This window comes from Chthonomonas calidirosea T49 (assembly GCF_000427095.1).
Taxonomy (GTDB): Bacteria; Armatimonadota; Chthonomonadetes; order Chthonomonadales; family Chthonomonadaceae; genus Chthonomonas; species Chthonomonas calidirosea.
This window is the reverse complement of record NC_021487.1, coordinates 3,366,363-3,392,666: the sequence shown is the minus strand read 5'-3', so window position 1 is coordinate 3,392,666 and position 26,304 is coordinate 3,366,363. Positions and strand designations below refer to the sequence as shown.

The window sequence follows — 26,304 nt, the reverse complement described above, 5'->3', positions numbered from 1 at the left end:
CCCTCCACGAACTCAAGCAGAACGAGAGGAGCCCCATCGCCACGACGAAAGCCTATCTTCGTGATGCGGGTATAGCCCCCATTGCGCCCCACATAGCGCGGGGCTATCTCATCGAAAAGGCGCGGGATAACATAGTAGGGGTTCCGCGCAATGGTCGCGCCCCCCTTAGGGCCGCGATGTTCGGTATCGCGCACGAACTCGTCTATATTGCTATCTATAAAGCGACGCACAAGTCGGCGCGCATGAAGCCGTTTTTCTATCGGAGCGTCGGCACCTCCTTCGCGCGCGATAGTAACAAGCTTTTCTGCAATCGCACGAACCTCTTTGGCCCTCGCTTCCGTGGTTATGATTCGGTCGTGCAGCAAAAGGCTGCGCGTCAGACTCTTAAGTAAGGCACGGCGCTGGTCGCTGGGTAGACCGAACTTCCGATAGGCCTTGCGATGTCGCATCTTCTTTCAGGTTCCTTTCTCAATAGGGTCGCTCTATTCTGCCTCAGCGCCGGCAGTGGCCTCTTCCTCCTCATCCTCCCCGTTCTCCTCATCTTCCGTACCGGTATCGGAGGTGGGGCGTTTGGTACCCGGAGGCAGAGCCGTCTCCCCCTTTAGATGCAGGCCATAGATGGCAAGACGCTCGCGCACTTCATCGAGCGATTTCCGCCCGAAGTTACGAATCTGCATGAGTTCTTCCTCGTTGTAGCGCACGAGGTCGGCGATGGTGAGAATACCGGCTTTTTTCAGGCAGTTATAGGTACGTACAGAGAAATCGAGCTCTTCGATACGTACATGGGGTATCGCTTCGGGATTGGACAGGGGGCCTTCTTCATAAGAGAGGGGCAAGCCACCGTCCTCATACTCTGCGAAGAGATTGAAGTAGCGATTGAGAATACGGGCGGCCTCACGAAGGGCGGCATCGGGGAAGATCGTTCCGTTCGTCCATATCTCTAGGATAAGGCGCTCGTAGCTCGTATCAGAGGCCACTCGCGTCGCTTCCACAGTGTAGTTCACCTTACGAACCGGTGTAAAGGCCGCACCTACGGCGATGACACCTATCCCCATCTGGCTGCGACGTTCCTGCCGATCGGGAAGCACATAGCCTTTTCCGATCTCCACTTCCATCTCCATAGAGAGATGAGCGTTCTCATCGGAGAGGGTGGCAAGATAAACCTCAGGGTTTACTACCTCAACGTCTTCTGGGCAGATCACGTCGGCCCCTGTAACAACCCCTTCTCCATGAACATCAATGCGCAGCTTTCTCGGCTCGCTCTTTCGTCCCTCGCTGCCATCGTGATAGACTTTTATATGCAGCTCCTTAAGGTTGAGCAACAGCTCTGTGGTGTCCTCTTTCACACCGGGAATGGTGTCGAACTCGTGCAGCACCTTATCTATTTTAACGTAGGTGATGGCAGCTCCCGGAATGGACGATAGGAGCACACGCCGCAGGGAGTTTCCGAGCGTTACCCCATACCCACGTTCCAGCGGCTCGACGACAAACTTTCCGTAAGTTCGACTCTTTTCGAGCGTCTGGATGTTCGGCAGGGTGATTTCCATAAGTTTCTCTCTCCTCGAATGGGCGGCTTAGCGCGAATAGAATTCGATGATCTGTTGAACTTGCACCACGTTATGGGTGTCAATCTGGTCGTGAGACGGTATGGCGAGCACGCGCCCTTCCAGGGTTTGAGGGTTCAGCTCCAACCATTCCGGCAAGCTAGGACGCGTATGTAAGCGCTCCCGTACCTCTTTAATGCAGGCTTTTTGAGCTTTGCTTTCATGGACGCCGATCACGTCGCCGGGCTTCACCTGATACGAGGGAATGTTCACCCGTTCGCCGTTCACCGTAAAGAAGCGATGGCTTACCATTTGGCGGGCCTGTGCCCGTGAGGCAGCTAACCCTAGACGGTAGACCACATTATCCAACCGGGTCTCCAGCAGCGTCACCAAGTTGTCGCCCGACACACCAGAACGGCGCATAGCCTCATCGAGATAGCGCCGAAACGGTTTTTCGAGAACGCGGTAGATACGCTTCAGCTTCTGCTTTTCTCGAAGCTGCATGCCATATTCTGTGATCTTGCGTTGAGGTGCGGCAATCTGGCTAATGGCACTTCCCCACCCAGGGGGTTTATCGCGCCACTTGGTTTTCCCATCCTTGCTCGTTTTTTCTAAAGTGCACTTGGTGTAGCATTTGTCGCCTTTAAGAAACAGCTTCACTCCTTCGCGGCGACATTGACGACACCTTGGATCGTGATTATTTGCCATAGTCCCTCTAAAACACTCCTTCGATTCGCCTCAGATACGTCGTCGCTTGGGAGGACGGCACCCGTTATGAGGCAGTGGGGTAACATCCTTAATTAAAGTGATTTCGAGCCCGGCCGCCATTAAAGAGCGGATCGCTGTTTCACGACCAGGCCCCGGCCCTTTCACATAAACTTCCACCTGCCGCATTCCATGTTCCATGGCAGCCCGTGCAGCCCGCTCTGCTGCCACCTGGGCGGCAAAAGGGGTTCCTTTGCGTGTGCCTTTAAAACCCACCGTGCCCGCGCTCGCCCAGGAAATAGTATTGCCCTGCATATCGGTTAAGGTGACCAGCGTGTTATTAAAAGTGGCTTGGATGTGGGCGATTCCCTGAACGACATTCTTTTTCTCCTTCGCCCGGGCACGCCCACTTCGTGTAGCCGTCTGCTTATTTGCCATATAAAGTCGCTCCTACTTCTTCGCCTTTTTCTTACCGGCAACCGTGCGCCGTTTTCCTTTGCGAGTACGCGCATTGGTCTTGGTGCGCTGGCCGCGCACCGGCAGCCCGCGCCGATGGCGCAGACCTCGATAACACTGTATCTCCATCAGTCGCCGGATGTTCAACTGAACCTCACGCCGGAGGTCACCCTCCACGCGATACTCCCGCTCGATGATCTCACGTAGACGCCCTAACTCGGCCTCGGTGAGGTCACGAACACGGCGCGATGGGTCAATTCCCGCCTGCGCCACAATCTTCTTCGCGCTCGGCAAACCGATCCCGTAGATATAAGGCAACGCATATTCGATTCGTTTATCGCGTGGTAGATCCACGCCTGCAATACGTGCCAAGCTACTCCTCCTCGTATCGATCGGCTTCTAACCGATCCCTATCCCTGACGCTGTTTATGTTTCGGATTAACACAGATAACGCGAACAACCCCTTCGCGCTTGATGACTTTGCACTTGTTACAGATCTTTTTGACAGACGCGCGTACCTTCATACGCTTACCTCCTTCTGGAGTTTGAGCGCTAAAGTATACCCCAAAACACAAGAAAAATGTGTCGCCGTACGCGCTCTTTTGCGAAAAAGCTCTAAAAGGCCTCTATTTCCAGCGGTGGGTTATGCGGCCACGTTCTAGATCGTAGGGCGATAGCTCCACTAAAACCCTATCCCCAGGCAAAATGCGTATCTCATTGCGACGCATTCGGCCAGAGATATAGGCCAAGATGTAGCGTTTTTGATCGCCCACGGGTATCTCCACGCGGAACATGGCGTTTGGTAGCACTTCCGTCACTACCCCCTCGACCTTAATGCCCTCTTCCTTGGTCGTCTCTGGCGCCGGCTTATGCGTCCCTCCTGACGACGTATGCCCACCAGTAGGACGCCCACCGCCCCCCTTAGAGCTTTTCGATGTCCCTTTTTTCCTAGGTGTTTGCATGCACTCTCCAGTCCACAGAGAATCAGCCCTGTGTGAGTATCTCGGCCCCATGGGGCACGATCGCTACCGTGTGTTCAAAATGGGCCGATAGCTTCCCATCGGCCGTCACCACCGTCCAACCGTCTTCAAGGGTCCGTATCTCTTTACGACCCATGTTGACCATCGGCTCAATAGCAAATGTCATTCCACACTCCAGACGTAAGCCTGTTCCAGGCCGTCCATAGTTAGGCACATCTATTTCCGACTCGTGCATGCGCAGCCCCACGCCATGCCCGTGTAACTCGCGCACCACAGAATAGCCGTGTGCCTCAACAAACTTTTGTATTGCATGCCCAATATCTCCTAACCGGTTTCCCGGCTTGGCCTTCTCAATCCCTTTATAGAGCGCCTCCTCTGTAACCCTTAGCAGTCTCTCGGCTTGAGGGCTTAGAGGGCCCACTCCAAACGTGTAGGCGGTGTCAGCAATATAGCCGTTTAGCTCAACACAGCAGTCCATTGTTACGATGTCTCCCGCCTTCAACACCCTACTGCCGGGAATGGCATGCACGATCTCCTCATTCACCGAGATGCACGTCCATGCCGGATAGGGCGGGTGTCCCGGCGGAGCATAGCCCAAACAAGGAGAACGCCCCCCCTGCTCCGTGATAATCTGAATCGCAATCTCTTCGAGTTCTCCGGTGGTCATCCCCGGCTCGGCCACCTCTCGAACTACATCAATCACCTTCCGTGCCAATTTTCCTGCAGCACGTATCCGCTCGATCTCCTGCGGCGTTTTTAAGCGTATCATTGTATCTCCTTGCCGGCCTCGCCACGCAGTCGGTTCAACAGTGCCAGAACCCGTTCAAATACAACATCTGGGTCGGCATCGGCATCCACACTATAGAGCACCCCCTTGTCCCGATAGTAGTTGATAAGCGGTGCCGTTTTCTCTTTATAGGCCTCAAGACGGCGCTGCACTACCTCGGGCCGATCATCTTCCCGCATCACGAGCGGCGCACCACAAAGATCGCACAGACCAGGCCGGCGAGGCGGGTTTGTCTCAAGATTGTAGGTTGAACCGTCATTGGGACACTCGCGACGCCCGCTAAAACGACGTATCAGCAGCTCTTGGGGAGCCTCGAAATCCAAAACCGCCGTAAGCCGCCGCTGTTGCTGTTCGAGGAGCTGAGCAAAAGCCTCTGCCTGGGCTACTGTGCGCGGAAACCCGTCGAGCAGAAAACCGTTACTACAGTCGGGCTGTGTGATGCGCTCCTCTATCGCGCGAATGACCACATTGTCGGGCACGTACTCTCCCCTCTCAATGTGGTATTTTTGAAGCTCTTTTCCAAGCGGCGTTCCCTTGGCAATGGCTTCACGAAACATCGCCCCGGTCGAGATGGCGGGTATACCGAAGTGTTGAGAAATGCGTGCCCCCTGCGTTCCCTTCCCGACGCCAGGAGGCCCCAATAGCACAATAATCATTACCCACCGCACCTTTGAGGATACGCCTTAACGTAACATCCCATTCCCACCCGTCGTGAAGCGGCAAACACAGAAACATTCTCCTACTTAGCGCTGCTCTTAATGAACCCTTCGTAGTTGCGAAGCAGAAGCTGCGCCTCGATGGCCTGCAGGGTCTCAATAGCTACCCCAACGACGATCAGAAGGGACGTCCCTCCAATCAAAGAGAAGGAGTAGAAATGGGTGATAATCGGTACAAGATAGGGTAAGAGCGCAATAACCGCTAAGAAGACAGCCCCGGCCAACGTGATACGCGATACGACGCCATCCAGATACTCAAAGGTTGGCTTGCCAGGACGAATTCCTGGGATATAGCTTCCATACTTCTTAAGGTTTTCCGCCATATCCTCCACGTTCAACACGATGGCCGTGTAGAAGTAGGTGAAGAAAATGGTTAAGAGCGCATAAAGAACGGCCGCTATCCAGCTGGCTCCAGGACTGAGCTTATTGGCGATGGGTGTAAGCCAGTCGGCAAAATGATAGAAAAACCCCAAGAAGCCCGTTGTATTGTGCGATAGCAACGCTTTCAGCGAGCTAGCCAAGGTCGCTGGCAGCAGTAACAGCGAAATGGCAAAGATGATGGGCATGACGCCAGCTGTGTTGACCTTAATCGGTAGGTAGGCACCGCCTCCAGCCTGTATTTGGCGCATACCGATGACACGCTTGTTGTGCTGAACGGGTATTCGGCGCGTGCCCTGCACCAAATACACAACCCCAAGCACGGTGACGTAAAAGAGGGCAAGAAGGAGCAACAGATTGAACCAAGAGGCGGTTCCGCTCTCGATCTCTTGAACCATGTTGCTTACCTGCTGCGGTAGGTTCAACAAAATTCCAGCAAAAATGACCAGAGAGACGCCGTTACCAACCCCTTTTTCGGTTACCTGCTCGCCCAGCCACAACAGAAACATAGAGCCGGCCACCATAGCGGTTACCGCGAGAAAGCTTGCCGGAGAGAACAGCCCGATATTGATGCCGAAAGATTTGAAGAGCACGATCACCCCAAAGGCCTGTAGAATAGAGAGGCCGATGGTGGTCCATCGAGTATATCTAGCGATCTGTTTTCGACCGGCCTCGCCCTCTTTCTGAAGCGCATCCAGGGACGGAAAGGCAACGGTGAGCATCTGAAACAGGATGGAGGCATTGATGTAAGGGGTAATGCCCATCGCAAAGACCGAGCCACGACGTAGAGAGCCGCCGGTAAAGATATTGATAAGATTAAAAACGTTACTAGCGGCGCCGTTGCCCGCAAAACCGTTTGCAGCGTTACGCAAATCTATGCCGGGAATGGGAATGAAGGCCCCAAAGGCATAGATAAGAAACATCAGCATCAAGAAGCGGATACGACGCCTCAGTTCCGGTATTTCCCAAGCTCTCTGCAGTGCCTCGATCATCACATTACCTCGCTAACGACGGCAAGACCTCAACCGTGCCACCCGCCGCCTCGATGGCTTCCTTGGCGCGCTCGCTGAATCGATGCGCTCTCACGGTGAGTTTTTTTGTTAGGTTGCCCTCACCGAGAATTTTGAGGCCATCGTGCAGCTCACGCACAAACCCCTGCTGTATTAAGACCTCTGGGGTTACTTCAGCCCCGTCGGAGAAGTGCTCTTCCAGCACATATAGATTTACGACAGAATAGATCTTTTTATTCACCGGCTTAAAACCACGTTTCTGTGGCAACCTCCGATGCAACGGGGTCTGGCCACCCTCAAAATTGGGCTTGATCTGGTCACGGGCTTTGTTTCCCTTCGTACCACGACCACAGGTCTTTCCATGACCGGAACCGATTCCGCGACCGAGTCGCTTCCGTCGGTGCTTTGCCCCTTCTGCTGGCTCCAGTGTGTGTAATCCGATGGCCATTGTTAGTTTCCTTTTGCTCCTTCTTGATTTGCCGTCTCTACCGTCACCAGGTGAATCACCTTTTTGATCATCCCACGAATAGCCGGCGTGTCGGCCTTTTCCACTGTTTGATGAAGGTGGCGCAACCCTAACGCCCGCAATGTCAGCCCCTGCGATTTCTCATAGCCGATGGGACTACGTCGCAGGGTAATTCGAAGTTTACTGCTCTTCATTCGCTACGCTTTCCTCCTCCATAGGCGCTGCCCAGGGCATCAGAGTGCGTAAAGAGGTCTCTCGCAGAGTAGCCACCTCATCGGGGCGTTTCATCTGCTTCAGCGCTTTCATCGTAGCCCAACAGATGTTGATAGCGTTGGACGATCCGAGCGATTTGGCCAGGGCGTTACGCACGCCCGCTAGCTCCAAAATAACACGGATGCTGCTGCCGGCCACGATGCCCGTACCGTCGGAGGCCGGCTTGAGGAGCACCTCAGCAGCGCCTTCTTTCACGAGGATCTCGTGCGGCAAGGTGTTGTTTACAATGGGCACATAGATAATGTTTTTCTTGGCAGCCTCCACCCCTTTGCGAATCGCATCAGGGATGGCACGAGCCTTCCCCAAGCCGGCTCCTACATACCCGTTGCCGTCACCAACAACCACCAAGGCGCTCCAGCTGAGGGTACGCCCACCTTTCTTGGTTTTTTGGCACTTGTTGGTGCGGACGACTCGCTCCTCCAAACTTAGCTTGTCAGGGTCTATCTTTGTGGTTAACACGGATATCCTCTCCTAAAATCTAAGCCCGCCTTCTCGCGCAGCCTCTGCCAATGCGCGAACCCGGCCATGATATTTGTATCCACCTCTATCGAAAACCACCGAGGTAATGCCTTTCTGCAGCGCACGCTCGGCCAAAAGCTTCCCCACCGCCTTAGCCGCCTCCACGTTACCTCCTGTTTTCAGGGTTGAGCGGAGTGCCTTGTCCACCGTAGAGGCACAAACCAAGGTGTGACCTACCGTATCATCAATTAACTGAGCGTAAATGTGCTGTAGGCTACGGGATACGTTCAGCCGAGGTCGCTCCGGCGTACCAAATATCTTTGCCCGTACACGCCGATGACGACGCTTTCTTAGGCTCTCTTTCAGATCAGGTCGCATTCTCTTCTCCCGCGTCGGATTTCCGACCCGACGCTTTTTATAGTTTTCCCAATGTCTTTTCGATCACTAGACATGAAACGCCATAGGCAGACGCAGTCCGTTATTATACTCCAAATGCGCCTACTTTTTCCCTTTGGCACCTCGCTTACCGGACTTGCCCTGTTTCAGGCGGATCACCTCGCCCTTATAACGAATACCTTTCCCCTTATAAGGCTCCGGTTTGCGCAGGGAGCGTATCTCGGCAGCCGTCTGCCCTACGCGTTCTTTATCTATACCGCTTACCACGATCACAGGGTTGCGTGTTTGGGGGTCGGTGGTAACGTTGAAATCGATTCCCTCGCGTGGCAGTACCTCAATCGCGTGAGAATAACCCACGTTGAGCTGTAACACTTTGCCCTGCATTGCAGCGCGAAAGCCAACCCCTTGTATCTCAAGCTGTTTCTCAAACCCCTTGGTGACACCCTCCACCATGTTGGCGACGAGGGTTCGGCTTAACCCGTGCAACGCACGAAAATTCTCATTACGGTTGGTGCCGGTTTCTTCCTCGCTTGGGCGCTCCACTCGCACGATGTTGTCCTCTTGCACTACCTTTATAGACGGATGAAGCGCTTTTTGGAGGGTTCCCTTCGGGCCCTTTACAGTGACCACGCCCCGCTCATCTTGCGTAACGCTGACCCCAGCAGGCAGCACTATAGGTCGTTTGCCGATTCGTGACATCGCTTCAACTCCTTCTTAGTACACGTAGCAGATAACTTCGCCGCCAACACCGCGCCGGCGCGCTTCTCTATCGGTCATTACACCTTGTGATGTAGAGATAATCGCTATCCCTAAACCACGCAGAACACGCGGCACCTCGTCCTTCTTGCAGTAGACCCGACGACCGGGTTTGCTTATTCGCTTTAAGTTGGTGATGATCTTCTCGCGGCGTGGGCCGTACTTGAGATATATTTTTATCTTGTTTTGAGGGGTCTGCTCGATCACCTCGTACCCCTTAATAAAGCCCTCTTTGTGCAGAATACGCACGATCTCCTGCTTCAAACGCGAAGCAGAAACCTCCACGCTCTCATGCTCGGCCATGTTGGCGTTGCGGATCCGAGTCAACAGATCGGCGATAGGGTCGGTTGTATAGGCCATCGTCTCCTCCTACCAACTCGCCTTTCGGATTCCGGGAATTTCCCCGCGCAGCGCCCTCTCGCGCAAACAGATGCGGCATAGCCCAAACTTACGAAAAACAGCCCGGGCTCTGCCGCAAATGCTGCAGCGCGTATAGGCTCGCACAGCGAACTTTGGCTTTCTTTTCGCTTTCTCAATTAACGCTTTCTTTGGCATTTTTGCTCCTTCTATCTAGGTTTTCAGGGCGACAAGCTCGCCCTTGTCACAGGATGTTGTCTCTCTGTGCCAAGAATCTGCAAGGTCTCCCTTGCCTCGCGCTCCTTCTTGTGGTTCGCGATGCGGATCGAGCGAGAGGCTTCTCGCTCGATCTTTGATGTTCTCGCTTAACCGGCGTGAGCCATCTCCTGTTTATGCTTTGCAATGATGCTCTGTGCGATATGCGCCGGCACCTCCTCATAGTGCGAAAACGAGGTCGAGAAGGTGCCACGCCCCCGTGTGATCGAACGAAGGTCTATAGCGTAACGCAACATCTCCGCCTGAGGCACCTGAGCTCGCAACAACATGCGCCCATTACCAAGGCTTTCGTTGCCCAAGATCCGGCCTCTACGTGTGGAGAGATCGCTCATCACATCGCCCATCATCTCGCTGGGCACGACCACCTCTACGTTGAGGATAGGCTCCAACAGAACCGGGTTGGCCTTTGGCGCCACATTATTAAACGCCAGAATACCGGCCATAATGAAGGCGGCCTCCGATGAGTCTACCTCATGATACGAGCCGTCGTAGCAAGTTACTTTGAAATCCACCACGGGATAGCCGGCCAGCACCCCCGTCTCAGCGGCCTGCCGAATCCCCTTTTCCACGGCCGGAATGAACTGGCGTGGTATCACCCCACCTACGATGGCATCCACAAACTCGATGCCGCCGCCCGGGTTGGGCTCAAGCCGTATCCAGCAATCGCCATACTGGCCACGCCCTCCCGTCTGCTTCTTGTGCTTGCCCTGCCCTTCCGCTTTGGCCTTGATGGTCTCGCGATAGGGCACTTTTCGTTCTACGACCTCCACATTAGCCCCAAACTTCTTGAGCCGCTCCACCACGATCGCCAAGTGCGTCTCGCCGGCTCCTGCGATCACCGTTTGACCGGTTTCCGGATCACGATAGTACCGAAATGCCGGATCCGCCACGGCCACCCGTTGGAGTGCCGGCCCCATTTTGTCTTCGTCCACCTTCGACTTCGCCACGATCGCCTGCTCAAATACCGGCTCGGGAAACGGCGTATGGTCAAGCACGATCGGTTTCGCAGGGTCGCACAAGGTATCCCCTGTGCGCGTATCGGCAAGTTTAGCCGTTACCCCGATATCTCCGGCCTTTATCTCCGACGTTGGCTCCTGGTTTTTTCCGCGCACGAAGTAGAGCTGTCCTACACGCTCCTCCTTACCTCGGCTGGCGTTCAACACCGTGCTGCCCATCTTGATAACGCCCGACTTCACGCGAAAGTAGCTCAGGGTGCCCAAAAATGGATCGGCGATTGTCTTAAACACCAGCGCCGCCAACGGCGCGCTCTCAGAGGCTTCACGCACCTCCTCCGCACCGGTTTGCGGGTTCTTACCGTGCACCGCCCCGAACTCCAATGGGTTCGGAAACTCGTGCACGATAATATCGAGCAGATCGGTCATCCCTATATCTTTCAAGGCGGAGCCACAGAGCACCGGCACCACCTTACCGGCGTCAATGCCCTCATGAAGGCCACGCACTACCTCATCATGGGTAAGCTCCTCACCGCTTAAAAACTTTTCGATCAGCTCGTCATCTCCCTCAGCTGCCGATTCCACCAGCAGCTCCCGATAGCGGGCGGCCTCCTCTTTATACTCCTCAGGTATCTCCACGCACGTCACCTCTTTGCCACTGCCGATAAAGGCCTTCATCTCTACCAGATCAATAACGCCTTGAAACGAGGCGGCGCTCCCTATCGGCAGCTGCAACGGCGCGATGGTGTTGCCATAGCGTTGGCGCAACGCGCCCACCACGCCTTGGTAGTCGGCATTCTCCCGATCCATTTTGTTCACGAACACGGCACGCGGCAGGTTACGGCTCGCCGCCATCTCCCAGGCGATCTCAAAACCGACCTCGGGCGCCCCCTGTGCTGGAGTTACCAAGATGGCCGCCTCCACCACGTCAAGCGCACTGCCGACCTCACCAACAAAGTCGAGATAGCCGGGCGCGTCCACAAAATTGATCTTGGTGCCGTGCCACTCGCAAGGTGCCAATGCAATATTGATGCTAATATGTCGTCGCTGCTCTTCCGGATCGAAATCGCACGTAGCCGTGCCATCATCTACACGCCCAAGCCTATCTATGGCGCCGGTCGTATAGAGCAAAGCCTCTGCTAGCGACGTTTTGCCACTTCCCTGATGACCAAACAGGCCCACATTCCGTATCGCCTCGATACTATAGCTCCTCATGGACAGATCTCCACCAAAGATTAGGATGTTGGCAGGCTGATGGAAATCCTCATCAGCCTGTTGGGAGATGTCCTTCCGAAACGCTGAAAGCGCGGCCTTTCATCTCCCTAGCATGCTTGCAAGGGAGATATTTATGCATCTTAAGGCGAATTCCTGCCTTATTTCTCACATTGGCGCTCGCAACAAAGGGCAATGCCGGTTAGCGCGCACGGAATGGCATACCAAGTTCTCTTAGCAGCGCTCTGGCCTCCTCATCGGTGCGGGCGGTGGTACAGATGATCACGTCCATACCACGCACCTTATCGATCTTATCGTAATCTATCTCCGGAAAGACCAGCTGCTCTTTAATTCCCATAGCAAAGTTGCCACGTCCATCGAACGAGTTGGGCGAGACCCCCTGAAAGTCTCGAATGCGGGGCAAGGCCACGTTCACAAGACGGTCCAAAAATTCGTACATTCTATCGCCGCGCAAGGTTACCTTACACCCCACTTTGGCGCCCGCACGTATCTTGAAGTTCGAGATGGATTTGCGTGCCAGCGTAACTACCGGCTTCTGCCCTGAAATGGTGGCCATGTCGCGCATCGCCCCATCTAACTCGGATGCATACTGTCCGCCGGTTTGGCCGGCACGCCCTACCCCCATATTGATCACGATCTTCTCGAGTTTGGGCACCTGCATCACATTGCGGTAGCCGAACGCCTTCATCAGGGCAGGCACCACCTCTTTACGGTAGCGTTCTTTTAGTCGAGCCATTCTCTCACCTCTCCTGACCGATTTCCGACCGGTCTGTTATACCTCTTGTGTTTCACTACCCGATCTCTTTTCCGCAATCCGGGTGTTTGCAAACGCGATATTTTCGTCTCGCCGGTTTGGCCTCACCCTCTCTGTAGGCGTAGCCAACGCGCGTTGGCCGATTGCAGTTTGGGCACACCAGCATGACCTTCGAGGCGTAGAGGGGTGCCTCTTCCTCGATACGGCCACCGGGTATTACCCGGGCCGGATCGTTGGGGTCTGCTCCCCGTCGCACGCGCTCTTTGCGGTGTCGAGTAATGATGTTGATCCCCTTTACCTTCACCTTATTCAGTTTTGGAAAGGCCTGGATCACCTCGCCGCGGCGGCCTTTGTCCTTGCCGGAGATCACCTCGACAAGGTCGCCCTTCTTAATGCGCAACTTAACCGGCTTCTTTGGAATCGCGCGCTTTAGTTTTTCCATCCTTACAGCACCTCCGGCGCCAACGAGATGATCTTCATGAAGTCACGGTCTCGCAGCTCCCGGGCTACGGGGCCGAAGATGCGCGTTCCGCGTGGCTCCAGATTGTTTTGGATGACCACCGCAGCGTTGTCATCAAACCGCAGCACGGAGCCATCGGGGCGACGAATGGGCTGTCGGGTGCGTACCACCACACACTTCACCACGTCGCTCTTCTTCACGGCCTGATTTGGCGTTGCCGACTTTACCACGCCCACAATGATGTCGCCCACATGGGCATAGCGTGCGTTAGAGCCTTTTAATACACGCACACACATTATCTCACGCGCCCCGGAGTTATCGGCGCATTTTAGTCGCGTATACGGCTGTATCATGGTTACTTCGCCCTCTCTAGAATGCGCACGACCCGCCAACATTTCTCTTTCGAGAGCGGGCGTGTCTCCATAATCTCCACGATATCGCCCTCATTGCAGGCGTTCTCTTCATCGTGCGCCTTAAATTTGGTGGTTTTGCGAACGATTTTTCCATAAAGAGGGTGGCGCACGCGGCGTTCCACAGCCACCACCACGGTCTTATCCATCTTATTGCTCACAACCTTACCCTGGCGCACCTTACGTCGCCCCCTCTGAGGCGACGACGCAGGCTGCTGCATCTGCTCATCTGCCATCTTACTTCTTTCCCTCCCGCTCGCGTGCAAGCTCGCGCTCACGCAAAATGGTTAGTGCTCGTGCAATTTGGCGGCGTGCTTTGCGAATGGCCGCCGTGTCTTTTAGTTGATGCAGCGCGTTCTGACGACGCATATCGTAGAGGGCAGCCCTGTTGGCAGCGATCTCCTTGCGTAAATCCTCATCGCTCATCTCGCGCAGTTGGCGACGTATCTCCTTCAGCTTCAACTCAGCCATTGCTCGTCTCCTCTGCACTGGTTACAGCGACCTCTCCCGTATTTTGCGGCGAGTTTTTGGCCTGTTCCTGGTCTATGCGTCGCACAAACTTCACATCGATTGGCAATTTATGCGAAGCTAGGCGCATCGCCTCTTTGGCCACCTCTTCGGGTACGCCCCCCATCTCAAAGAGGATACGCCCCGGTTTTACCACGGCAACCCATCCTTCCGGGGAACCCTTTCCAGACCCCATGCGGGTCTCCGCTGGTTTTTTAGTGAAGGGTTTATCCGGAAAGACACGTATCCAGATTTTGCCTTGGCGTCGTATATAGCGGTTCATGGCGATACGGGCGGCCTCAATTTGGTTGGCTGTTAGCCAACAAGGCTCCAGAGCCTGCAGCCCGTACTCCCCAAAGGCCACCGTATTTCCCCGTGTGGCCTTTCCTGCCATCGTACCTCGCTGTTGCTTGCGGTACTTTGTGCGTTTTGGCATCAACATCGTCTATTTCTCCTCCATAAGGCGGCGCAGCGCTCCCTCAGCGGAAGCCTGCGCCGCCGTAAGGCTCTAATGCCTTGGATCGTTTTATGAGCCGTTAGAAGCTGCCGGTCGCGGGCGGGAGCCACGCCGCCCAGAGCGCCGAGAACGCCCACCACGAGCGGCCGTCCGATCGGCACGTGCCTCATAACGGGCTTGGCGCGTGGGCGGAAGCTCCGACTGTCGCGGTTGGCCAGGCAGAACATCGCCTTTATATATCCAAACCTTTACGCCGATGTTCCCGTAGGTTGTAGGCGCTTCCGCAAAACCGTAGTCTATATCGGCGCGCAGCGTTTGGAGCGGGATCTTTCCCTGCCGGTCTTGCTCACGTCGGGCCATTTCGGCACCGGCCAACCGCCCCGAGCACATCACACGGATGCCCTTCGCTCCCAACTTCATCGCGCGCAACACGGCCTGACGCATCGCGCGCTTATAGGCGATGCGTTTGGATATCTGCATGGCGATCGATTCGGCAACCAACTGTGCGTCGAGATCGGCGTGAGGTATCTCCTGCACGCTGATCGGCAGCAAAGGCTTCTTAATAAGCTTTTCAAGCGCTGCACGGAGCTCTTCCGCCCCTTTGCCGCTCTTGCCGATGATCACGCCTGGCTTGGCCGTGTGCAGCGTTATCTTAATGCGATTGCCCGCTCGTTCGATCTCCACACGCGATACCGCCGCGTTCGGCAACTGCTCCTTTACATAGCGGCGTATGAGGTAGTCCTCATGAACCGCTTCGGCAAAGCCGCGCTTTGGCAGGTACCACTTGCTATCCGGCTCGCGGATAACACCGATACGAAACCCGATGGGGTGAACCTTTTGTCCCAAGTTCTCTTCCCTTCTCGCAGAATCAGCTTTCTTCTTTGTTGTTACCTTCAGGTGATGCCGGCTCGCTGGATGCAGTCGCCTCCGCCTTCATCTCTTCAGCTTCCAGCTCCTGCGGTACCAGCTCTTCCGGTCTCTGTTCGCTGACCACGGTGGCCACAGCCTCCGTGGTTTCAGGAGCAGATATTGGGGTCGCTTCAGCCGCCTTTGCAGCACGTGCGGCCCGTGCGGCCTCGGCGCGCGAGCGAGTGGCGCGACGAACACGTCTCGGCTTGGGCTCGCTCTCCTCCACCACAATGGTAATGTGGCTTGTACGATGCAGAATGCGATAGACTCGCCCCTGTGCCCGAGGATGAATGCGCTTGATGCGCGGCCCCTCATCCACTCGGGCCGATACCACCTTCAAGCGTTCTGCGTCGAGCGAGTGGTTGTTCACGGCGTTCGCCACCGCCGAGTCCAGCACGCGATAGATAAAACCAGCCGCTCGGTTTGGTACGAATTTCAAAAACGCAAGCGCGTCCTGCGCATAGAGGCCTCGAATCTCGTCTATCACCAGGCGTGCCTTGCGCGGAGGCACCCGAACAAACTTGGCGACTGCCATGGCCTGATTCTTTGCGACCCTTCTCGGCCGATTCTTCTTGCGGTTTTCCCGGTGTGTTTTGGGGCGCTCTAGGATATCCGCTTCCTTATCTTCCGCCATTCTCTCTATCCTTCCTATCACTTAATACCCGTCCGTCGTTCCACCTGCTGTCCGGCATGGCCTCGGAAGGTGCGGGTCGGGGCAAACTCGCCCAGCTTATGGCCCACCATGTTTTCGGTTACAAAGATAGGAACGTGTTTACGTCCATCGTGCACTAAGAAGGTGTGCCCAATAAACTCGGGGAAGATGGTGGAACGCCGCGACCAGGTTTTAATAGCCCGTTTCTCGCCGCGCGCGTTCATCGCCCGCACCTTCTCCAAAAGCTTCGGGTCGGCATAAGGCCCCTTTTTCAAAGAACGTCCCATATCGCTCCTCCTTTACTTTTGGTTGCGTCGGCGCACAATGTATTTGTCGGTCGCCTTATTCCGCCGTGTCTTGCGTCCCAAAGCCGGTTTGCCCCAAGGAGAGGCCGGCCCCTTCTTGCGCCCAATCGGGCTTTGCGCCTCACCTCCACCGTGCGGGTGATCCCGTGGGGTCATGGCCACACCGCGCACGTGACCCCTTCGGCCTCGCCAGCGAGTGGCCCCAGCCTTGCCCAACGAGATATTCTCATGCTCTGGGTTGCCCACCTGCCCCACGGTGGCACGGCAGTCAAGCCGAATGAGTCGCGTCTCTCCGGAAGGCAGACGCACCTGGGCATACTTGCCTTCCTTTGCCATCAGTTGCGCCCCGGTACCGGCCGAGCGCACCAGTTGCCCTCCGCGTCCTGGGTAAAGCTCAATATTGTGAATGGTTGTACCCACAGGAATTGCCCGTAAGGGCAGTGCATTGCCAGGACGAATGTCGGCCGTATCGCTGGAAATAACCGTGTCTCCCTCTTTTAATCCCAGAGGGGTTAGGATGTAGCGTTTTTCTCCATCCTCATACTCGACCAACGAGATACGGCACGTTCTATTCGGATCGTACTCGATGGTCAGCACCTTGCCGGGCACGTCCAGCTTATCGCGCTTAAAATCAATAATCCGGTACATCCGTTTGTTGCCGCCACCGCGAAACCTGGCGGTGATGCGCCCCTTGTTATTGCGTCCCCCACTCTTCTTGAGTGGTTCAAGAAGCGGCTTATACGGCTCAACCGGTTGGTTCTTTCCCTCGGCGCGCGTCAGCTCCGAATAGGTTGGGGTTGCCCGCCATCGTCTCCCCGGCGTTATAGGTTTATGCTTACGAATGGGCATCTTTCTCTCTCATTCTCAAGAATTAGACCCCCTCAAACAGTGTAAGAGGACGATCTGTCGTTACAATCGCTTTTTTCCAGGTCGGGCTATAGCCCGGCTTGCCCCCGCGCACCAGCGCACGGCGCTTCTTGCCCTTAACCCGCATGGTGTTTACGGAAAGCACCTTCACCCCCTGGTGCGCATAGATGGTTTGAATGGCCTGAGCGATCTCGAATTTGTTGGCATCGAGCCGCACTCGGAAATGGTATTTGTTGAGTCCAGCCTGAGCGTTGGTCTTCTCCGTTAAGAGAGGACGTTCAATAATCTCATGAGGATCTCTCATACTACCGCTACCTCCTCTTTACTCTCTTCTGGCGCCCAAGCCGCCGCAATTTTCTCCACCGCAGCGGCTACCAGCACAATCTTGTGCGCCACCATGACATCGCGAACCGAGAAATTGGGCGCATAGCGCAACGTTACCATTGGCAGGTTACGTGTGCTCAGCAGCGCTGTTTTATCGTACTCCGGCACTATGATCAGCACACGTCGTTCCGACTCAAGCCCCAACGCTTTCAGAAGAGCCACCGCCTGCTTTGTTTTGATAGCATCGAACGCCAATTTCTCCAGCCCGATCACGGCGCCTTCGCGCACTTTAGCCGAAAGCGCCGAGCGCATGGCGCTTCGCCGCATTTTCACTGGAAGATCTTTTCGATAGTCGCGCGGGTGCGGTCCAAAAACCACGCCTCCGCCACGCCAATGCGGTGCACGAATAGAGCCTTGGCGAGCGCGACCGGTTCCCTTTTGCCGCCAGGGTTTTCTTCCACCTCCGCGCACCTCAGAGCGCTGTTTCGTGTCGTGGGTGCCTTGTCGCTGGTTGGCCTCCTCGGCCACAACCACCTGATGCACCAAAGCCTCACGAAACTCCACACCGAATATCGAATCCGGGAGAGATAGAGAACCTATCTCGTTGCCTTCCATATTATACAAAGGTACTGACGCCATCTCTTTACTCTCCCTTCCTAGCGGATCGGCAAGCGCTGGATGCGGACAAGCTCGCCTTCCGCCCCCGGCACCGCCCCTTTGATGAAAATGAGATTCCTATCTACATCCACGCGTACCACCTGCAGCCCGCGCACCGTCACCTGCTTAGCCCCCATATGGCCTGGTTTCTTTGTTCCCTTAAAGGTACGTGCGGCATCGGTTGCACCACTTGACTGAGGCTTTCGGTGGATCATCGAACCATGGGTCATATCGGCTCCATGGAAATGGAAGCGCTTCACGACCCCTTGAAACCCTTTTCCCTTCGAGATCCCGGTGACCTTCACACGCATCCCAGGGCGAAAAATATCGCATCGGATGCTGTCGCCCACCTTATACTCTTCGATATTGTCCGTGCGTATCTCGCGCAGGTATCGCGTTGGCGCTACACCTGCACGCTGAAAGTGTCCCTTGAGAGGGCGGTTGACGTGCCGCTCGCTCACCTCTCCAAACCCCACTTGAATGGCCGTATAGCCATCCGTCTCAACACTCTTGAGCTGCGTGACAATGCAGGGACCTGCCTCTATCACGGTGACCGGCACTACCTCCCCGTTTTCATTGAAAATCTGGGTCATGCCGATCTTCCTGCCCAAAATTGTGTCTACCACCGATGTCTCCTTCTACAGTTTGATTTCGATGTCTACACCGCTCGGCAGATCGAGCCGCATGAGGGCGTCAATCGTTTTCGGCCCTGGCTCTAAAATATCAATCAGGCGCTTATGGGTCCTCTGTTCGAAATGCTCCATGCTCTCCTTATCAATATTGGGACCGCGGATCACGCAGAAGATCTGGCGTTCGGTAGGCAACAACACTGGGCCGGAAACACGCGCCCCTGTACGCCTCGCCGTCTCCACGATCTTCTCTGCCGACTGATCCAGGATACGATGGTCAAACGCCCTCAGGCGAATGCGCACCTTATCCCGGCGCAAATAGGTTGCCATACGCTGCCTTTCCTCCTGCCTTTTCCCCACTATCCAGGATTTTGGTCACGACACCGGCTCCTACCGTGTGTCCGCCCTCTCGTACCGCAAAACGCAAGCCCTCCTCCAACGCTACCGGCTGGATTAACTCCGCCGTTATCCGAACGTTGTCCCCGGGCATCACCATCTCTACACCCTCCGGCAACACCATCGAACCCGTTACATCCGTCGTCCTAAAGTAAAACTGAGGACGATACCCACTGTAAAACGGCGTGTGACGGCCCCCCTCTTCCTTCGTTAACACATAGATCTCTCCCTGAAACTTCGTGTGAGGACGAATGCTCCCCGGCTTTGCCACTACCTGACCTCGCTCTACATCCGTACGGTTCACTCCACGCAACAATATCCCCGCGTTGTCCCCCGCATAAATCACATCACACGTCTTGTGAAACTGCTCTAACGAGGTCGCCACCGTCTGACGCGTCGGACGTAAACCCACGATCTCCACCGGCTCGTTGACCTTCAACTGCCCGCGCTCCACACGACCCGTCACCACCGTCCCACGACCCGTTATCGTGAACACGTCCTCTATCGGCATCAAAAACGGCTTGTCTACCTCCCGCTGAGGCGTCGGAATGTAGGTGTCTATCGCATCCAACAACTCCCATATCCGACCATTCCACTTATCCCCACGGCTTAAGTCCTCACTTAACATCGCCTGCAACGCCGAACCCCGGATCACCGGTACCTCATCCCCAGGAAACTCATACTTGCTCAAAAGCTCCCGAACTTCCATCTCCACCAAATCCAAAAGCTCCGGGTCGTCTACCATGTCCACTTTGTTCAAAAACACCACAATGTAGGGAACCCCTACCTGGCGCGCTAACAAAATGTGCTCCCGCGTCTGAGGCATCGGACCGTCGGCCGCAGAGACCACCAAGATCGCCCCATCCATCTGAGCCGCACCCGTGATCATGTTCTTGATGTAGTCCGCATGACCCGGACAGTCCACATGTGCATAGTGACGGGCGTCCGTCTCGTACTCCGCATGGTAAACGTTGATCGTTACCCCACGCGCGCGCTCCTCCGGAGCGCTGTCGATCTCCTCGTACTTCAAGGCCTTGCTGCCGTTGTAGGCCGCCAAAACCCGGGTGATCGCCGAGGTTAACGTCGTCTTCCCATGGTCTACATGACCTATCGTCCCCACGTTCACATGGGGCTTCGTACGCTCAAACTTCTGCTTTCCCATAAATCAGTCTCCTATTCTCCACCTAGTGCAGCGTTCACCGTTCTATTAGAATTGAATAAAGTAAAAGGAAGGCTCCGAAGATGCTGGAAGAGATCCTGTTCTCATCGGAGCCAATCCACCTATCAGGTCTTAACGGGCTGTTTCTGCCCGGTTTTAGCCAAAATCTCCTCCGCCACATGGCGAGGAACCTCTTCATAGTGGGACGGCTGCATGGTAAAGGTAGCTCGTCCCTGAGTCATGCCACGCAGGTCGGTTGCGTAGCCGAACATCTCAGCCAGCGGCACCAGCGCCCGAATGGTTTGAGTGCCACCAGGCCCCGGCTCCATTCCCTCCACACGACCGCGGCGCCGATTGATGTCGCCGATAACGTCGCCCATGTAGTTTTCAGGGGTGACGATCTCAACCTCCATAATCGGCTCTTTGAGGTAGGGGTCGGCACGTCGCAGCGCCTCTTTCATGGTCTGGTTGGCGGCCACCTTAAAGGCGATCTCGCTGGAGTCCACCTCATGATAAGAGCCATCCACTACCGAGACGCGTACATCCACCACTGGATAACCGGCCAACACGCCGGATTCCATGGCTTCGCGCACGCCTTTCTCCACGGCAGGGATAAACTCTTTTGGAATCACTCCGCCGGTGATCTTGTTCACAAACTCGAACCCTTCGCCGGTTTCTAGAGGCTCAATTTCGAGTTCGCAGTCGCCATACTGCCCAGACCCACCTGTCTGCCGTTTAAACGGCACGCGTGCGGAGGCTTTATGGCGAATCGCCTCGCGATAGGCCACCTGAGGTGCCCCGTAGTTGGCCTCAATGCCGTACTCTCTCTTCAAAATGTCAATTTTGATGTCGAGCTGAAGCTCGCCCATACCGCTCAGGATGGTCTGTCCGGTCTCCGGATCGGTGGAGACGCGGAAGGTAGGATCTTCGCTGGCCAACTTCTGCAAGGCGGTGGCCAGCTTATCCTGATCGGCCTTTGTTTTCGGCTCGATGGCGATCGAGATAACCGGTTCTGGGAAGGAGATAGACTCCAAAAGAATGGGATGTTTTTCATCGCACAGCGTATCGCCGGTGCGGGTATCCTTCAACCCGACGATGGCCGCGATATCGCCGGCGTAGACGGCATCCACATCCTCCCGGTTGTTGGCGTGCATGCGCACAATGCGTCCCACGCGCTCCTTCTTACCAGTGGAGGCGTTTAACACCGTTTGGCCGGTGGCGAGGGTGCCCGAGTAGACGCGGAAGAAGGTCAGCAGGCCGTACTTATCGGTTGCAATTTTGAAAGCTAGCGCACAGAACGGCTCATCGTCGGAGGGCTTGCGGATCTCTTCCGCCCCCGTATCGGGGTGTTTCCCCACGATGGCCGGGATATCATCTGGTGCTGGAAGGTAGTAGATTACCGCGTCAAGCAGCGGTTGAATCCCCTTATTTTTGTAGGCCGAGCCGCACAACACCGGCACAATGGCACCGGAGATGGTCCCTTTGCGCAGGGCCTTGCGGATCTCCTCCACCGAGATCGGTTCCCCTTCAAGGTACTTCTCAATAAGGTCTTCATCTACCTCGGCGGCCGCCTCCACCAACCGCGTATGATACTCATTCGCCTTATCCAAAAGGTCGGAAGGAATATCCACAACTTCGTACTTCTGGCCGATGTCATCGAGGTAGCGGATCGCCTTCATTTCGACGAGGTCTACCACCCCAACGAAGTCGGCCTCGCTGCCTATAGGTAGCTGAATAGGTACGGCGTTAGCGCCGAGGCGCTCTCGAATCTTTTCGACCACCCCGTAGAAATTCGCGCCCATGCGGTCCATTTTATTAATGAAAGCGATTCGGGGTACATGGTATTTATTGGCTTGTCGCCACACCGTTTCCGACTGCGGCTGCACCCCGCCGACGGCACAAAAGATGGCGATCACCCCGTCCAAAACCCGCAAAGAGCGCTCCACCTCCACGGTAAAATCCACGTGGCCAGGCGTGTCAATAATGTTGATGCGATGATCTTTTATGCGTTCCCCTTTGGCATCGCGCTGAACGCCCCAGAAGCAGGTGGTCGCCGCGGAGGTGATAGTGATACCCCGTTCCTGCTCCTGCACCATCCAGTCCATTGTGGCAGAGCCCTCATGGACCTCCCCGATCTTATAGGTTCGACCCGTGTAAAACAGAATCCGTTCGGTGCAGGTGGTTTTCCCTGCATCAATATGGGCAGCGATACCGATGTTTCGCGTTTTATTTAAGGCGTACTCTCTTGCCATAACTCTCCACTCACTTCTCCCTTGCTAACACCACGCTCGTTGACGGGTGCAACGCGGGTTAGGTATCCTTTCGTTTTCCCTGGCGCTTTAGGGTTATATTCCCCTTCCGCTTCAAACCTTGTCGGCTCTACGCTCTCTCCCAAAGCAACAAAACCGTCAAATACGATAATGCGCGAAGGCCTTATTGGCGTCGGCCATGCGGTGCACCTCTTCGCGGCGTCGCACCGAAGCGCCCGTGTTGTTGGCCGCATCTATCAGCTCTGCCGCCAACTTGTCTATCATGTTACGCCCCGACCGCTTACGCGCATTAAGAACGATCCAGCGGATAGCTAATGAGAAGCGACGAGCTTCCCGCACCGGCACCGGCACCTGGTAGGTCTGCCCGCCAACACGCCGCGGCCTTACCTCCACCACCGGCGCCACATTGCGAATGGCCTGATCGAACACTTCGAGCGCAGGCCGCTGGGTGCGACGCTCTATCTGCTCCATCGCCTTGTAAAAGATGGTCTCGGCAACGCTCTTCTTTCCGTCCTTCATAAGGCGATTGATAAACTTCTGCACCATCACGCTATTGTAGATCGGATCCGGCGGGATCACACGCGGGCGAACACCGCCCTCAGGCGCATTTCTCGGCATCTCTCTCTCCTCGCTTTATTTAGGACGCTTTGTTCCGTATTTCGAGCGGCTCGACTTTCTGTCGCGCGTGCCTGCCGCATCGAGGGCGCCGCGCACGATATGATAGCGCACTCCGGGCAGGTCTTTCACGCGGCCACCACGCACCAGCACCACCGAGTGCTCTTGCAGATTATGGCCGATACCCGGAATATAAGCCGTCACCTCTACCTTGTTGGTGAGGCGTACGCGCGCGATCTTGCGCAAGGCCGAGTTCGGCTTCTTAGGCGACACGGTTCGCACGCTTAAACAGACCCCGCGCAGCTGCGGATGTCCTCGCAGTGCGGGCGCTTTCGTCTTTTTAATAAGCCGTTTACGGCCTTTTCGTACGAGCTGATTGATTGTTGGCATACGTTTTGCCGCTTCCTTAACCCAAAGCAGAGTTTTTTTACGATCTCCTCAAGAGATCCTATGAAACCATGGTTCACGCACAGATAATGAGGAAAGACATTAAAAATGCCCTCAGCCGACGGCAGGGCAGGACAACACGCGCACAGGAGTTGTATCGTCGTTACGGAAGTCTCATGAAGTCGGGAGAAACCCCGCTTTTAACCGCCTCCTTTACCTTAAGTGCGTCTGTCCTACCGCGCCACAAACTTCCTAGCGCGAGAACCTGTGTAGTTTACTCCAACTCTTCTCTTTTTGTCAACCTTTTTCGGGTCGTTTTCCCGAAATTGGCCGCCTTGGCCTCAAAACGGCCTCCGCTTTAAGGGCACATCCGACGATCTCTTTACTTTTTGTGGATAACTTTTCGATAGAGATTTGCGTAGGGATTTTACGGTAAACTCCAATAGAAAGCTTGACATGCTTATGGAACCAAATATGAGCGCAAAGGTGCAGTTCATCGAGGGTATCCCTGTCTTCGGAGAGCCTCAAGAGAGCGCTGTAACACAGATCAAAAACTGCATGAGGCACAAGAACGCCTACCGCGCAGCCCTTATGGCCGATCACCATGTGGGTTACGCGGTGCCCATTGGAGGGGTGATCGCCTATTACGACGCCATCTCCCCTTCGGGAGTCGGCTTCGACATCGCTTGCGGCAACAAGGCGGTGCGCCTTGACGTTCCGGCCGAAGAGGTAAGGGCTAACATTGGCCGCATTATGGACGACATTGTTTCACAGATCTCCTTCGGCCTTGGCCGCGTTAACAAGGAGCCGGTAGATCACCCGCTCTTTGACGACCCGGCTTGGAAGCTGGAACCGGTGCGTGACCTTAAGCAGATGGCCTACGAACAGCTTGGCACCGTGGGCAGTGGCAACCACTATGTGGATATTTTCGTGGATGAAGAGGATCGCGTGTGGGTTGGCGTTCACTTTGGGAGCCGCGGGCTAGGGCATCGCACCCTCACCTGGTTCTTAAAGAAGACGGGCACCAAAGATGGCATGATGGTGGACCCGCTGGTGTTGCCGCTGAAAGAGGAGTTAGGCCAACTCTACCTTCAGTGCATGCACCTCGCTGGTCGCTATGCCTATGCCGGCCGCGATTGGGTTTGCGAGAAGGTAGCCAAAATCATTGGGGCCAATATCGTGGAGGAGGTGCATAACCACCACAACTTCGCTTGGAAAGAGACCATTGATGGGGTCGAGGTATGGGTTGTACGCAAAGGGGCTACGCCGTCCTACCCAGGCCAGAAAAGTTTCGTCGGCGGCACCATGGGCGAGCCAGCGGTTATTCTGGAGGGAGTTGCGCCTGAAAAGAGCGAAAAGTATCAGAACGTGCCGCTGCTGCACTACACGCTCTTTTCCACGGTACACGGTGCCGGTCGCGTGCTTGGGCGCAACCAAGCGAAGCGCACGCTCTCCCGAGATAGCATGCAGAACTGGGTACGGCGTGCAGGTGTTACGCTACGTGGCGGCGATGTGGATGAAAGCCCCGAGTGCTACAAGCGCCTCGATGAGGTGCTACGCCATCAAGGGAAAACGGTGCGTATTCTTCATACCCTCAAACCCATCGGCGTCGCCATGGCAGGGCGCGGCGTAGTCGATCCCTATAAAGATTGACCCTCCGTTCCCGCCCCTCTTCGCCAAGATCGCCCTCTCACTACATCGGCCGATCGGTATAGGCGCTGTACTTCTCCTGGATAAGCTGCTGCACGTAACGGATACGCTCCCGTGTGAGAGGGTGATCGCTAAGAAACTCCGGTGGCTGTGGCTGCCCCTTCGTAGCCTGCTCCAACATGTCAAACAGTTCCAACATGCCGTTGGGGTTATATCCGGCAGCCACCATATCCTCCAAACCGCCTATATCCGCCTGTTTCTCCTCATCACGAGAGTATTTCAGGTCTATGGCGCTTAAAGCGAGATCCCCCAAACTCTGCAGCGTGCGATTGGCGTGGGTCAACAGCACAATGCCTAAGAAGCCCAGCTCCTCTTTGCGCTGAGCCGCCACCGCCCGCGCCCAGTGCTGTAGACGCACATGGGTCATCTCATGGCCGGTAACAGCAGCCAGCTCTGAATCGTCATGAATGCGATCCATCAACCCGGTAAACATAAAGATAGGCCCACCCGGCAACGCAAATGCATTGATCTCCTTACTCTCTATCACATGAAATCGGTAATCCCACGTCGTTCTGTCTTTTTCATCCAGAGCGGCACGCAGTCGCTCGCCCACGCGCTGCAACCGTCTCTCCTGAGCCCCATGAACAACGCGGTACTGCTGCAGTATCTGCCGCTCGGCCTGTTGCCCCACCCTCTTCTGCTCAGAAATGCTCGGCATAAAGATGTCGGCACGAGCTTTCTCGTCCATTGTTGCTAAGGCCACCAATAACCCGCCGGTTGTCAGCTCCCGCAAAAACTGGCGCCGCGATTTGCGCTCTGCCTCTTTCAAAACCTTCTCAACAGCTGGGTTGCCACAATATCGCTTCTGCTGACACATGGTTTCCACTCCTCCCAACTTGATCAGACGACTTTTCAAAAGGTGCTGTTCTCTTAGCCACCCCAAAAACCCGTGATCTCATCAGCCCACAGTTTCTATACGAAAAGGAACAACCCTTGTGAATGCCCAAAAGCGAGGTTTTGGAAACCGAGTGCGCTCATGCCACAAGCCCTTGCCGGCTTTCCCAGCAGGAGGTTGGGCCTCAGCGATCGGGAATTTGAGCCTCTTGGTTTCCAACCTAACAATCTACAGGAACACAAAAACATGTCAGCGC

General features: G+C 55.5%; 37 protein-coding genes and 1 pseudogene. 1 reads left to right on the top strand and 37 read right to left on the bottom strand.

What is annotated here, in order from left to right; translation table 11 throughout:
- Window positions 1-41 precede the first annotated feature (41 nt).
- From rplQ to rpsL, 36 genes and pseudogenes are all read right to left on the bottom strand, one after another.
- Window positions 42-449, bottom strand: a pseudogene (gene rplQ, locus CCALI_RS14310) (50S ribosomal protein L17); the annotation flags it as partial.
- A 33-nt stretch (window positions 450-482) separates the two neighbouring features.
- The gene (locus CCALI_RS14305; RefSeq protein ID WP_016484180.1) at window positions 483-1,547 is read right to left on the bottom strand and encodes a DNA-directed RNA polymerase subunit alpha; all 1,065 of its coding nucleotides are present in this window, start codon (window positions 1,545-1,547) and stop codon (window positions 483-485) included.
- A gap of 27 nt (window positions 1,548-1,574) precedes the next feature.
- Complete coding sequence (gene rpsD, locus CCALI_RS14300) at window positions 1,575-2,252, bottom strand: 30S ribosomal protein S4 (protein WP_016484179.1); 678 nt, start codon at window positions 2,250-2,252, stop codon at window positions 1,575-1,577.
- 30 nt (window positions 2,253-2,282) lie between these two features.
- Window positions 2,283-2,687, bottom strand: a complete 405-nt coding sequence (rpsK, locus tag CCALI_RS14295; RefSeq protein ID WP_016484178.1) for a 30S ribosomal protein S11 — start codon at window positions 2,685-2,687, stop codon at window positions 2,283-2,285.
- Window positions 2,688-2,699: 12 nt separating this feature from the next.
- Entirely contained in the window at window positions 2,700-3,077 is a 378-nt protein-coding gene (rpsM, locus tag CCALI_RS14290) for a 30S ribosomal protein S13 (protein ID WP_016484177.1), read from the bottom strand.
- A gap of 38 nt (window positions 3,078-3,115) precedes the next feature.
- Window positions 3,116-3,229 (bottom strand): 50S ribosomal protein L36, encoded by a 114-nt coding sequence (gene rpmJ / locus CCALI_RS14285; RefSeq protein ID WP_016484176.1) that lies wholly within the window; start codon window positions 3,227-3,229, stop codon window positions 3,116-3,118.
- Window positions 3,230-3,331: 102 nt separating this feature from the next.
- Window positions 3,332-3,541 carry a translation initiation factor IF-1 gene (gene infA / locus CCALI_RS16685; protein WP_075166493.1) on the bottom strand — a complete coding sequence of 70 codons (210 nt, stop codon included), beginning with the start codon at window positions 3,539-3,541 and terminating at the stop codon, window positions 3,332-3,334.
- Between the two features lie 148 nt (window positions 3,542-3,689).
- Window positions 3,690-4,454, bottom strand: a complete 765-nt coding sequence (gene map / locus CCALI_RS14275) for a type I methionyl aminopeptidase (protein WP_016484174.1) — start codon at window positions 4,452-4,454, stop codon at window positions 3,690-3,692.
- Window positions 4,451-5,128, bottom strand: a complete 678-nt coding sequence (locus CCALI_RS14270) for an adenylate kinase (RefSeq protein ID WP_016484173.1) — start codon at window positions 5,126-5,128, stop codon at window positions 4,451-4,453. Before CCALI_RS14270 ends, map begins: the two co-directional genes overlap by 4 nt.
- An 83-nt stretch (window positions 5,129-5,211) precedes the next feature.
- On the bottom strand, window positions 5,212-6,558 hold the full coding sequence (gene secY, locus CCALI_RS14265; protein WP_016484172.1) for a preprotein translocase subunit SecY: 1,347 nt from the start codon (window positions 6,556-6,558) through the stop codon (window positions 5,212-5,214).
- Window positions 6,559-6,562: 4 nt separating this feature from the next.
- The gene (gene rplO / locus CCALI_RS14260; protein WP_044950652.1) at window positions 6,563-7,018 is read right to left on the bottom strand and encodes a 50S ribosomal protein L15; all 456 of its coding nucleotides are present in this window, start codon (window positions 7,016-7,018) and stop codon (window positions 6,563-6,565) included.
- An 8-nt stretch (window positions 7,019-7,026) separates the two neighbouring features.
- Window positions 7,027-7,236 (bottom strand): 50S ribosomal protein L30, encoded by a 210-nt coding sequence (rpmD, locus tag CCALI_RS14255; protein WP_016484170.1) that lies wholly within the window; start codon window positions 7,234-7,236, stop codon window positions 7,027-7,029.
- Window positions 7,223-7,774, bottom strand: a complete 552-nt coding sequence (rpsE, locus tag CCALI_RS14250) for a 30S ribosomal protein S5 (protein ID WP_016484169.1) — start codon at window positions 7,772-7,774, stop codon at window positions 7,223-7,225. The genes rpmD and rpsE overlap by 14 nt, the downstream gene beginning before the upstream one ends.
- Before the next feature lie 12 nt (window positions 7,775-7,786).
- On the bottom strand, window positions 7,787-8,152 hold the full coding sequence (gene rplR / locus CCALI_RS14245) for a 50S ribosomal protein L18 (RefSeq protein ID WP_016484168.1): 366 nt from the start codon (window positions 8,150-8,152) through the stop codon (window positions 7,787-7,789).
- 120 nt (window positions 8,153-8,272) lie between these two features.
- Window positions 8,273-8,869 (bottom strand): 50S ribosomal protein L6, encoded by a 597-nt coding sequence (gene rplF, locus CCALI_RS14240; protein ID WP_016484167.1) that lies wholly within the window; start codon window positions 8,867-8,869, stop codon window positions 8,273-8,275.
- A gap of 15 nt (window positions 8,870-8,884) precedes the next feature.
- Window positions 8,885-9,286: a 30S ribosomal protein S8 gene (gene rpsH / locus CCALI_RS14235; protein ID WP_016484166.1), complete on the bottom strand. Its 402-nt coding sequence runs from the start codon at window positions 9,284-9,286 to the stop codon at window positions 8,885-8,887.
- 9 nt (window positions 9,287-9,295) lie between these two features.
- A complete protein-coding gene (locus CCALI_RS14230) occupies window positions 9,296-9,481 on the bottom strand; it encodes a type Z 30S ribosomal protein S14 (RefSeq protein ID WP_016484165.1) in 186 nt (61 codons plus the stop codon).
- A 167-nt stretch (window positions 9,482-9,648) separates the two neighbouring features.
- A complete protein-coding gene (fusA, locus tag CCALI_RS14225; protein WP_016484164.1) occupies window positions 9,649-11,727 on the bottom strand; it encodes an elongation factor G in 2,079 nt (692 codons plus the stop codon).
- 199 nt (window positions 11,728-11,926) lie between these two features.
- Window positions 11,927-12,481 carry a 50S ribosomal protein L5 gene (gene rplE, locus CCALI_RS14220; protein WP_016484163.1) on the bottom strand — a complete coding sequence of 185 codons (555 nt, stop codon included), beginning with the start codon at window positions 12,479-12,481 and terminating at the stop codon, window positions 11,927-11,929.
- 55 nt (window positions 12,482-12,536) lie between these two features.
- On the bottom strand, window positions 12,537-12,941 hold the full coding sequence (rplX, locus tag CCALI_RS14215) for a 50S ribosomal protein L24 (RefSeq protein WP_016484162.1): 405 nt from the start codon (window positions 12,939-12,941) through the stop codon (window positions 12,537-12,539).
- A 2-nt stretch (window positions 12,942-12,943) separates the two neighbouring features.
- Window positions 12,944-13,312, bottom strand: coding sequence for a 50S ribosomal protein L14 (gene rplN, locus CCALI_RS14210; protein WP_016484161.1), 369 nt, complete (start codon window positions 13,310-13,312; stop codon window positions 12,944-12,946).
- Window positions 13,313-13,314: 2 nt separating this feature from the next.
- Window positions 13,315-13,605, bottom strand: coding sequence for a 30S ribosomal protein S17 (gene rpsQ / locus CCALI_RS14205; protein WP_016484160.1), 291 nt, complete (start codon window positions 13,603-13,605; stop codon window positions 13,315-13,317).
- Window position 13,606: 1 nt separating this feature from the next.
- On the bottom strand, window positions 13,607-13,840 hold the full coding sequence (rpmC, locus tag CCALI_RS14200) for a 50S ribosomal protein L29 (RefSeq protein ID WP_016484159.1): 234 nt from the start codon (window positions 13,838-13,840) through the stop codon (window positions 13,607-13,609).
- Window positions 13,833-14,318, bottom strand: a complete 486-nt coding sequence (rplP, locus tag CCALI_RS14195; RefSeq protein ID WP_016484158.1) for a 50S ribosomal protein L16 — start codon at window positions 14,316-14,318, stop codon at window positions 13,833-13,835. Before rplP ends, rpmC begins: the two co-directional genes overlap by 8 nt.
- An 84-nt stretch (window positions 14,319-14,402) precedes the next feature.
- A complete protein-coding gene (gene rpsC / locus CCALI_RS14190; RefSeq protein ID WP_016484157.1) occupies window positions 14,403-15,179 on the bottom strand; it encodes a 30S ribosomal protein S3 in 777 nt (258 codons plus the stop codon).
- A 22-nt stretch (window positions 15,180-15,201) separates the two neighbouring features.
- Window positions 15,202-15,876, bottom strand: a complete 675-nt coding sequence (rplV, locus tag CCALI_RS16870; protein ID WP_016484156.1) for a 50S ribosomal protein L22 — start codon at window positions 15,874-15,876, stop codon at window positions 15,202-15,204.
- 17 nt (window positions 15,877-15,893) lie between these two features.
- Complete coding sequence (gene rpsS / locus CCALI_RS14180; RefSeq protein ID WP_016484155.1) at window positions 15,894-16,181, bottom strand: 30S ribosomal protein S19; 288 nt, start codon at window positions 16,179-16,181, stop codon at window positions 15,894-15,896.
- A gap of 12 nt (window positions 16,182-16,193) precedes the next feature.
- Window positions 16,194-17,048 carry a 50S ribosomal protein L2 gene (gene rplB, locus CCALI_RS14175; RefSeq protein ID WP_016484154.1) on the bottom strand — a complete coding sequence of 285 codons (855 nt, stop codon included), beginning with the start codon at window positions 17,046-17,048 and terminating at the stop codon, window positions 16,194-16,196.
- Window positions 17,049-17,070: 22 nt separating this feature from the next.
- Window positions 17,071-17,370: a 50S ribosomal protein L23 gene (gene rplW / locus CCALI_RS14170; RefSeq protein ID WP_016484153.1), complete on the bottom strand. Its 300-nt coding sequence runs from the start codon at window positions 17,368-17,370 to the stop codon at window positions 17,071-17,073.
- The gene (gene rplD, locus CCALI_RS14165) at window positions 17,367-18,029 is read right to left on the bottom strand and encodes a 50S ribosomal protein L4 (RefSeq protein WP_016484152.1); all 663 of its coding nucleotides are present in this window, start codon (window positions 18,027-18,029) and stop codon (window positions 17,367-17,369) included. The genes rplW and rplD overlap by 4 nt, the downstream gene beginning before the upstream one ends.
- Before the next feature lie 17 nt (window positions 18,030-18,046).
- Complete coding sequence (gene rplC, locus CCALI_RS14160; protein WP_016484151.1) at window positions 18,047-18,673, bottom strand: 50S ribosomal protein L3; 627 nt, start codon at window positions 18,671-18,673, stop codon at window positions 18,047-18,049.
- A gap of 12 nt (window positions 18,674-18,685) precedes the next feature.
- A complete protein-coding gene (gene rpsJ, locus CCALI_RS14155; RefSeq protein ID WP_016484150.1) occupies window positions 18,686-19,006 on the bottom strand; it encodes a 30S ribosomal protein S10 in 321 nt (106 codons plus the stop codon).
- Entirely contained in the window at window positions 18,981-20,234 is a 1,254-nt protein-coding gene (gene tuf / locus CCALI_RS14150) for an elongation factor Tu (protein ID WP_016484149.1), read from the bottom strand. The genes rpsJ and tuf overlap by 26 nt, the downstream gene beginning before the upstream one ends.
- Window positions 20,235-20,356: 122 nt before the next feature.
- On the bottom strand, window positions 20,357-22,483 hold the full coding sequence (gene fusA / locus CCALI_RS14145; RefSeq protein ID WP_016484148.1) for an elongation factor G: 2,127 nt from the start codon (window positions 22,481-22,483) through the stop codon (window positions 20,357-20,359).
- A 156-nt stretch (window positions 22,484-22,639) separates the two neighbouring features.
- Window positions 22,640-23,119: a 30S ribosomal protein S7 gene (gene rpsG, locus CCALI_RS14140; protein ID WP_016484147.1), complete on the bottom strand. Its 480-nt coding sequence runs from the start codon at window positions 23,117-23,119 to the stop codon at window positions 22,640-22,642.
- A gap of 15 nt (window positions 23,120-23,134) precedes the next feature.
- On the bottom strand, window positions 23,135-23,506 hold the full coding sequence (rpsL, locus tag CCALI_RS14135; protein ID WP_016484146.1) for a 30S ribosomal protein S12: 372 nt from the start codon (window positions 23,504-23,506) through the stop codon (window positions 23,135-23,137).
- Window positions 23,507-23,977: 471 nt separating this feature from the next.
- Here rpsL and CCALI_RS14130 point away from each other — a divergent pair, with 471 nt between their 5' ends.
- The gene (locus CCALI_RS14130) at window positions 23,978-25,156 is read left to right on the top strand and encodes an RtcB family protein (protein ID WP_016484145.1); all 1,179 of its coding nucleotides are present in this window, start codon (window positions 23,978-23,980) and stop codon (window positions 25,154-25,156) included.
- Window positions 25,157-25,196: 40 nt separating this feature from the next.
- Here the strand turns inward: CCALI_RS14130 and CCALI_RS14125 are convergent, their stop codons facing one another.
- Window positions 25,197-26,030, bottom strand: a complete 834-nt coding sequence (locus CCALI_RS14125; protein ID WP_016484144.1) for a M48 family metallopeptidase — start codon at window positions 26,028-26,030, stop codon at window positions 25,197-25,199.
- Between the last annotated feature and the right edge of the window lie 274 nt (window positions 26,031-26,304).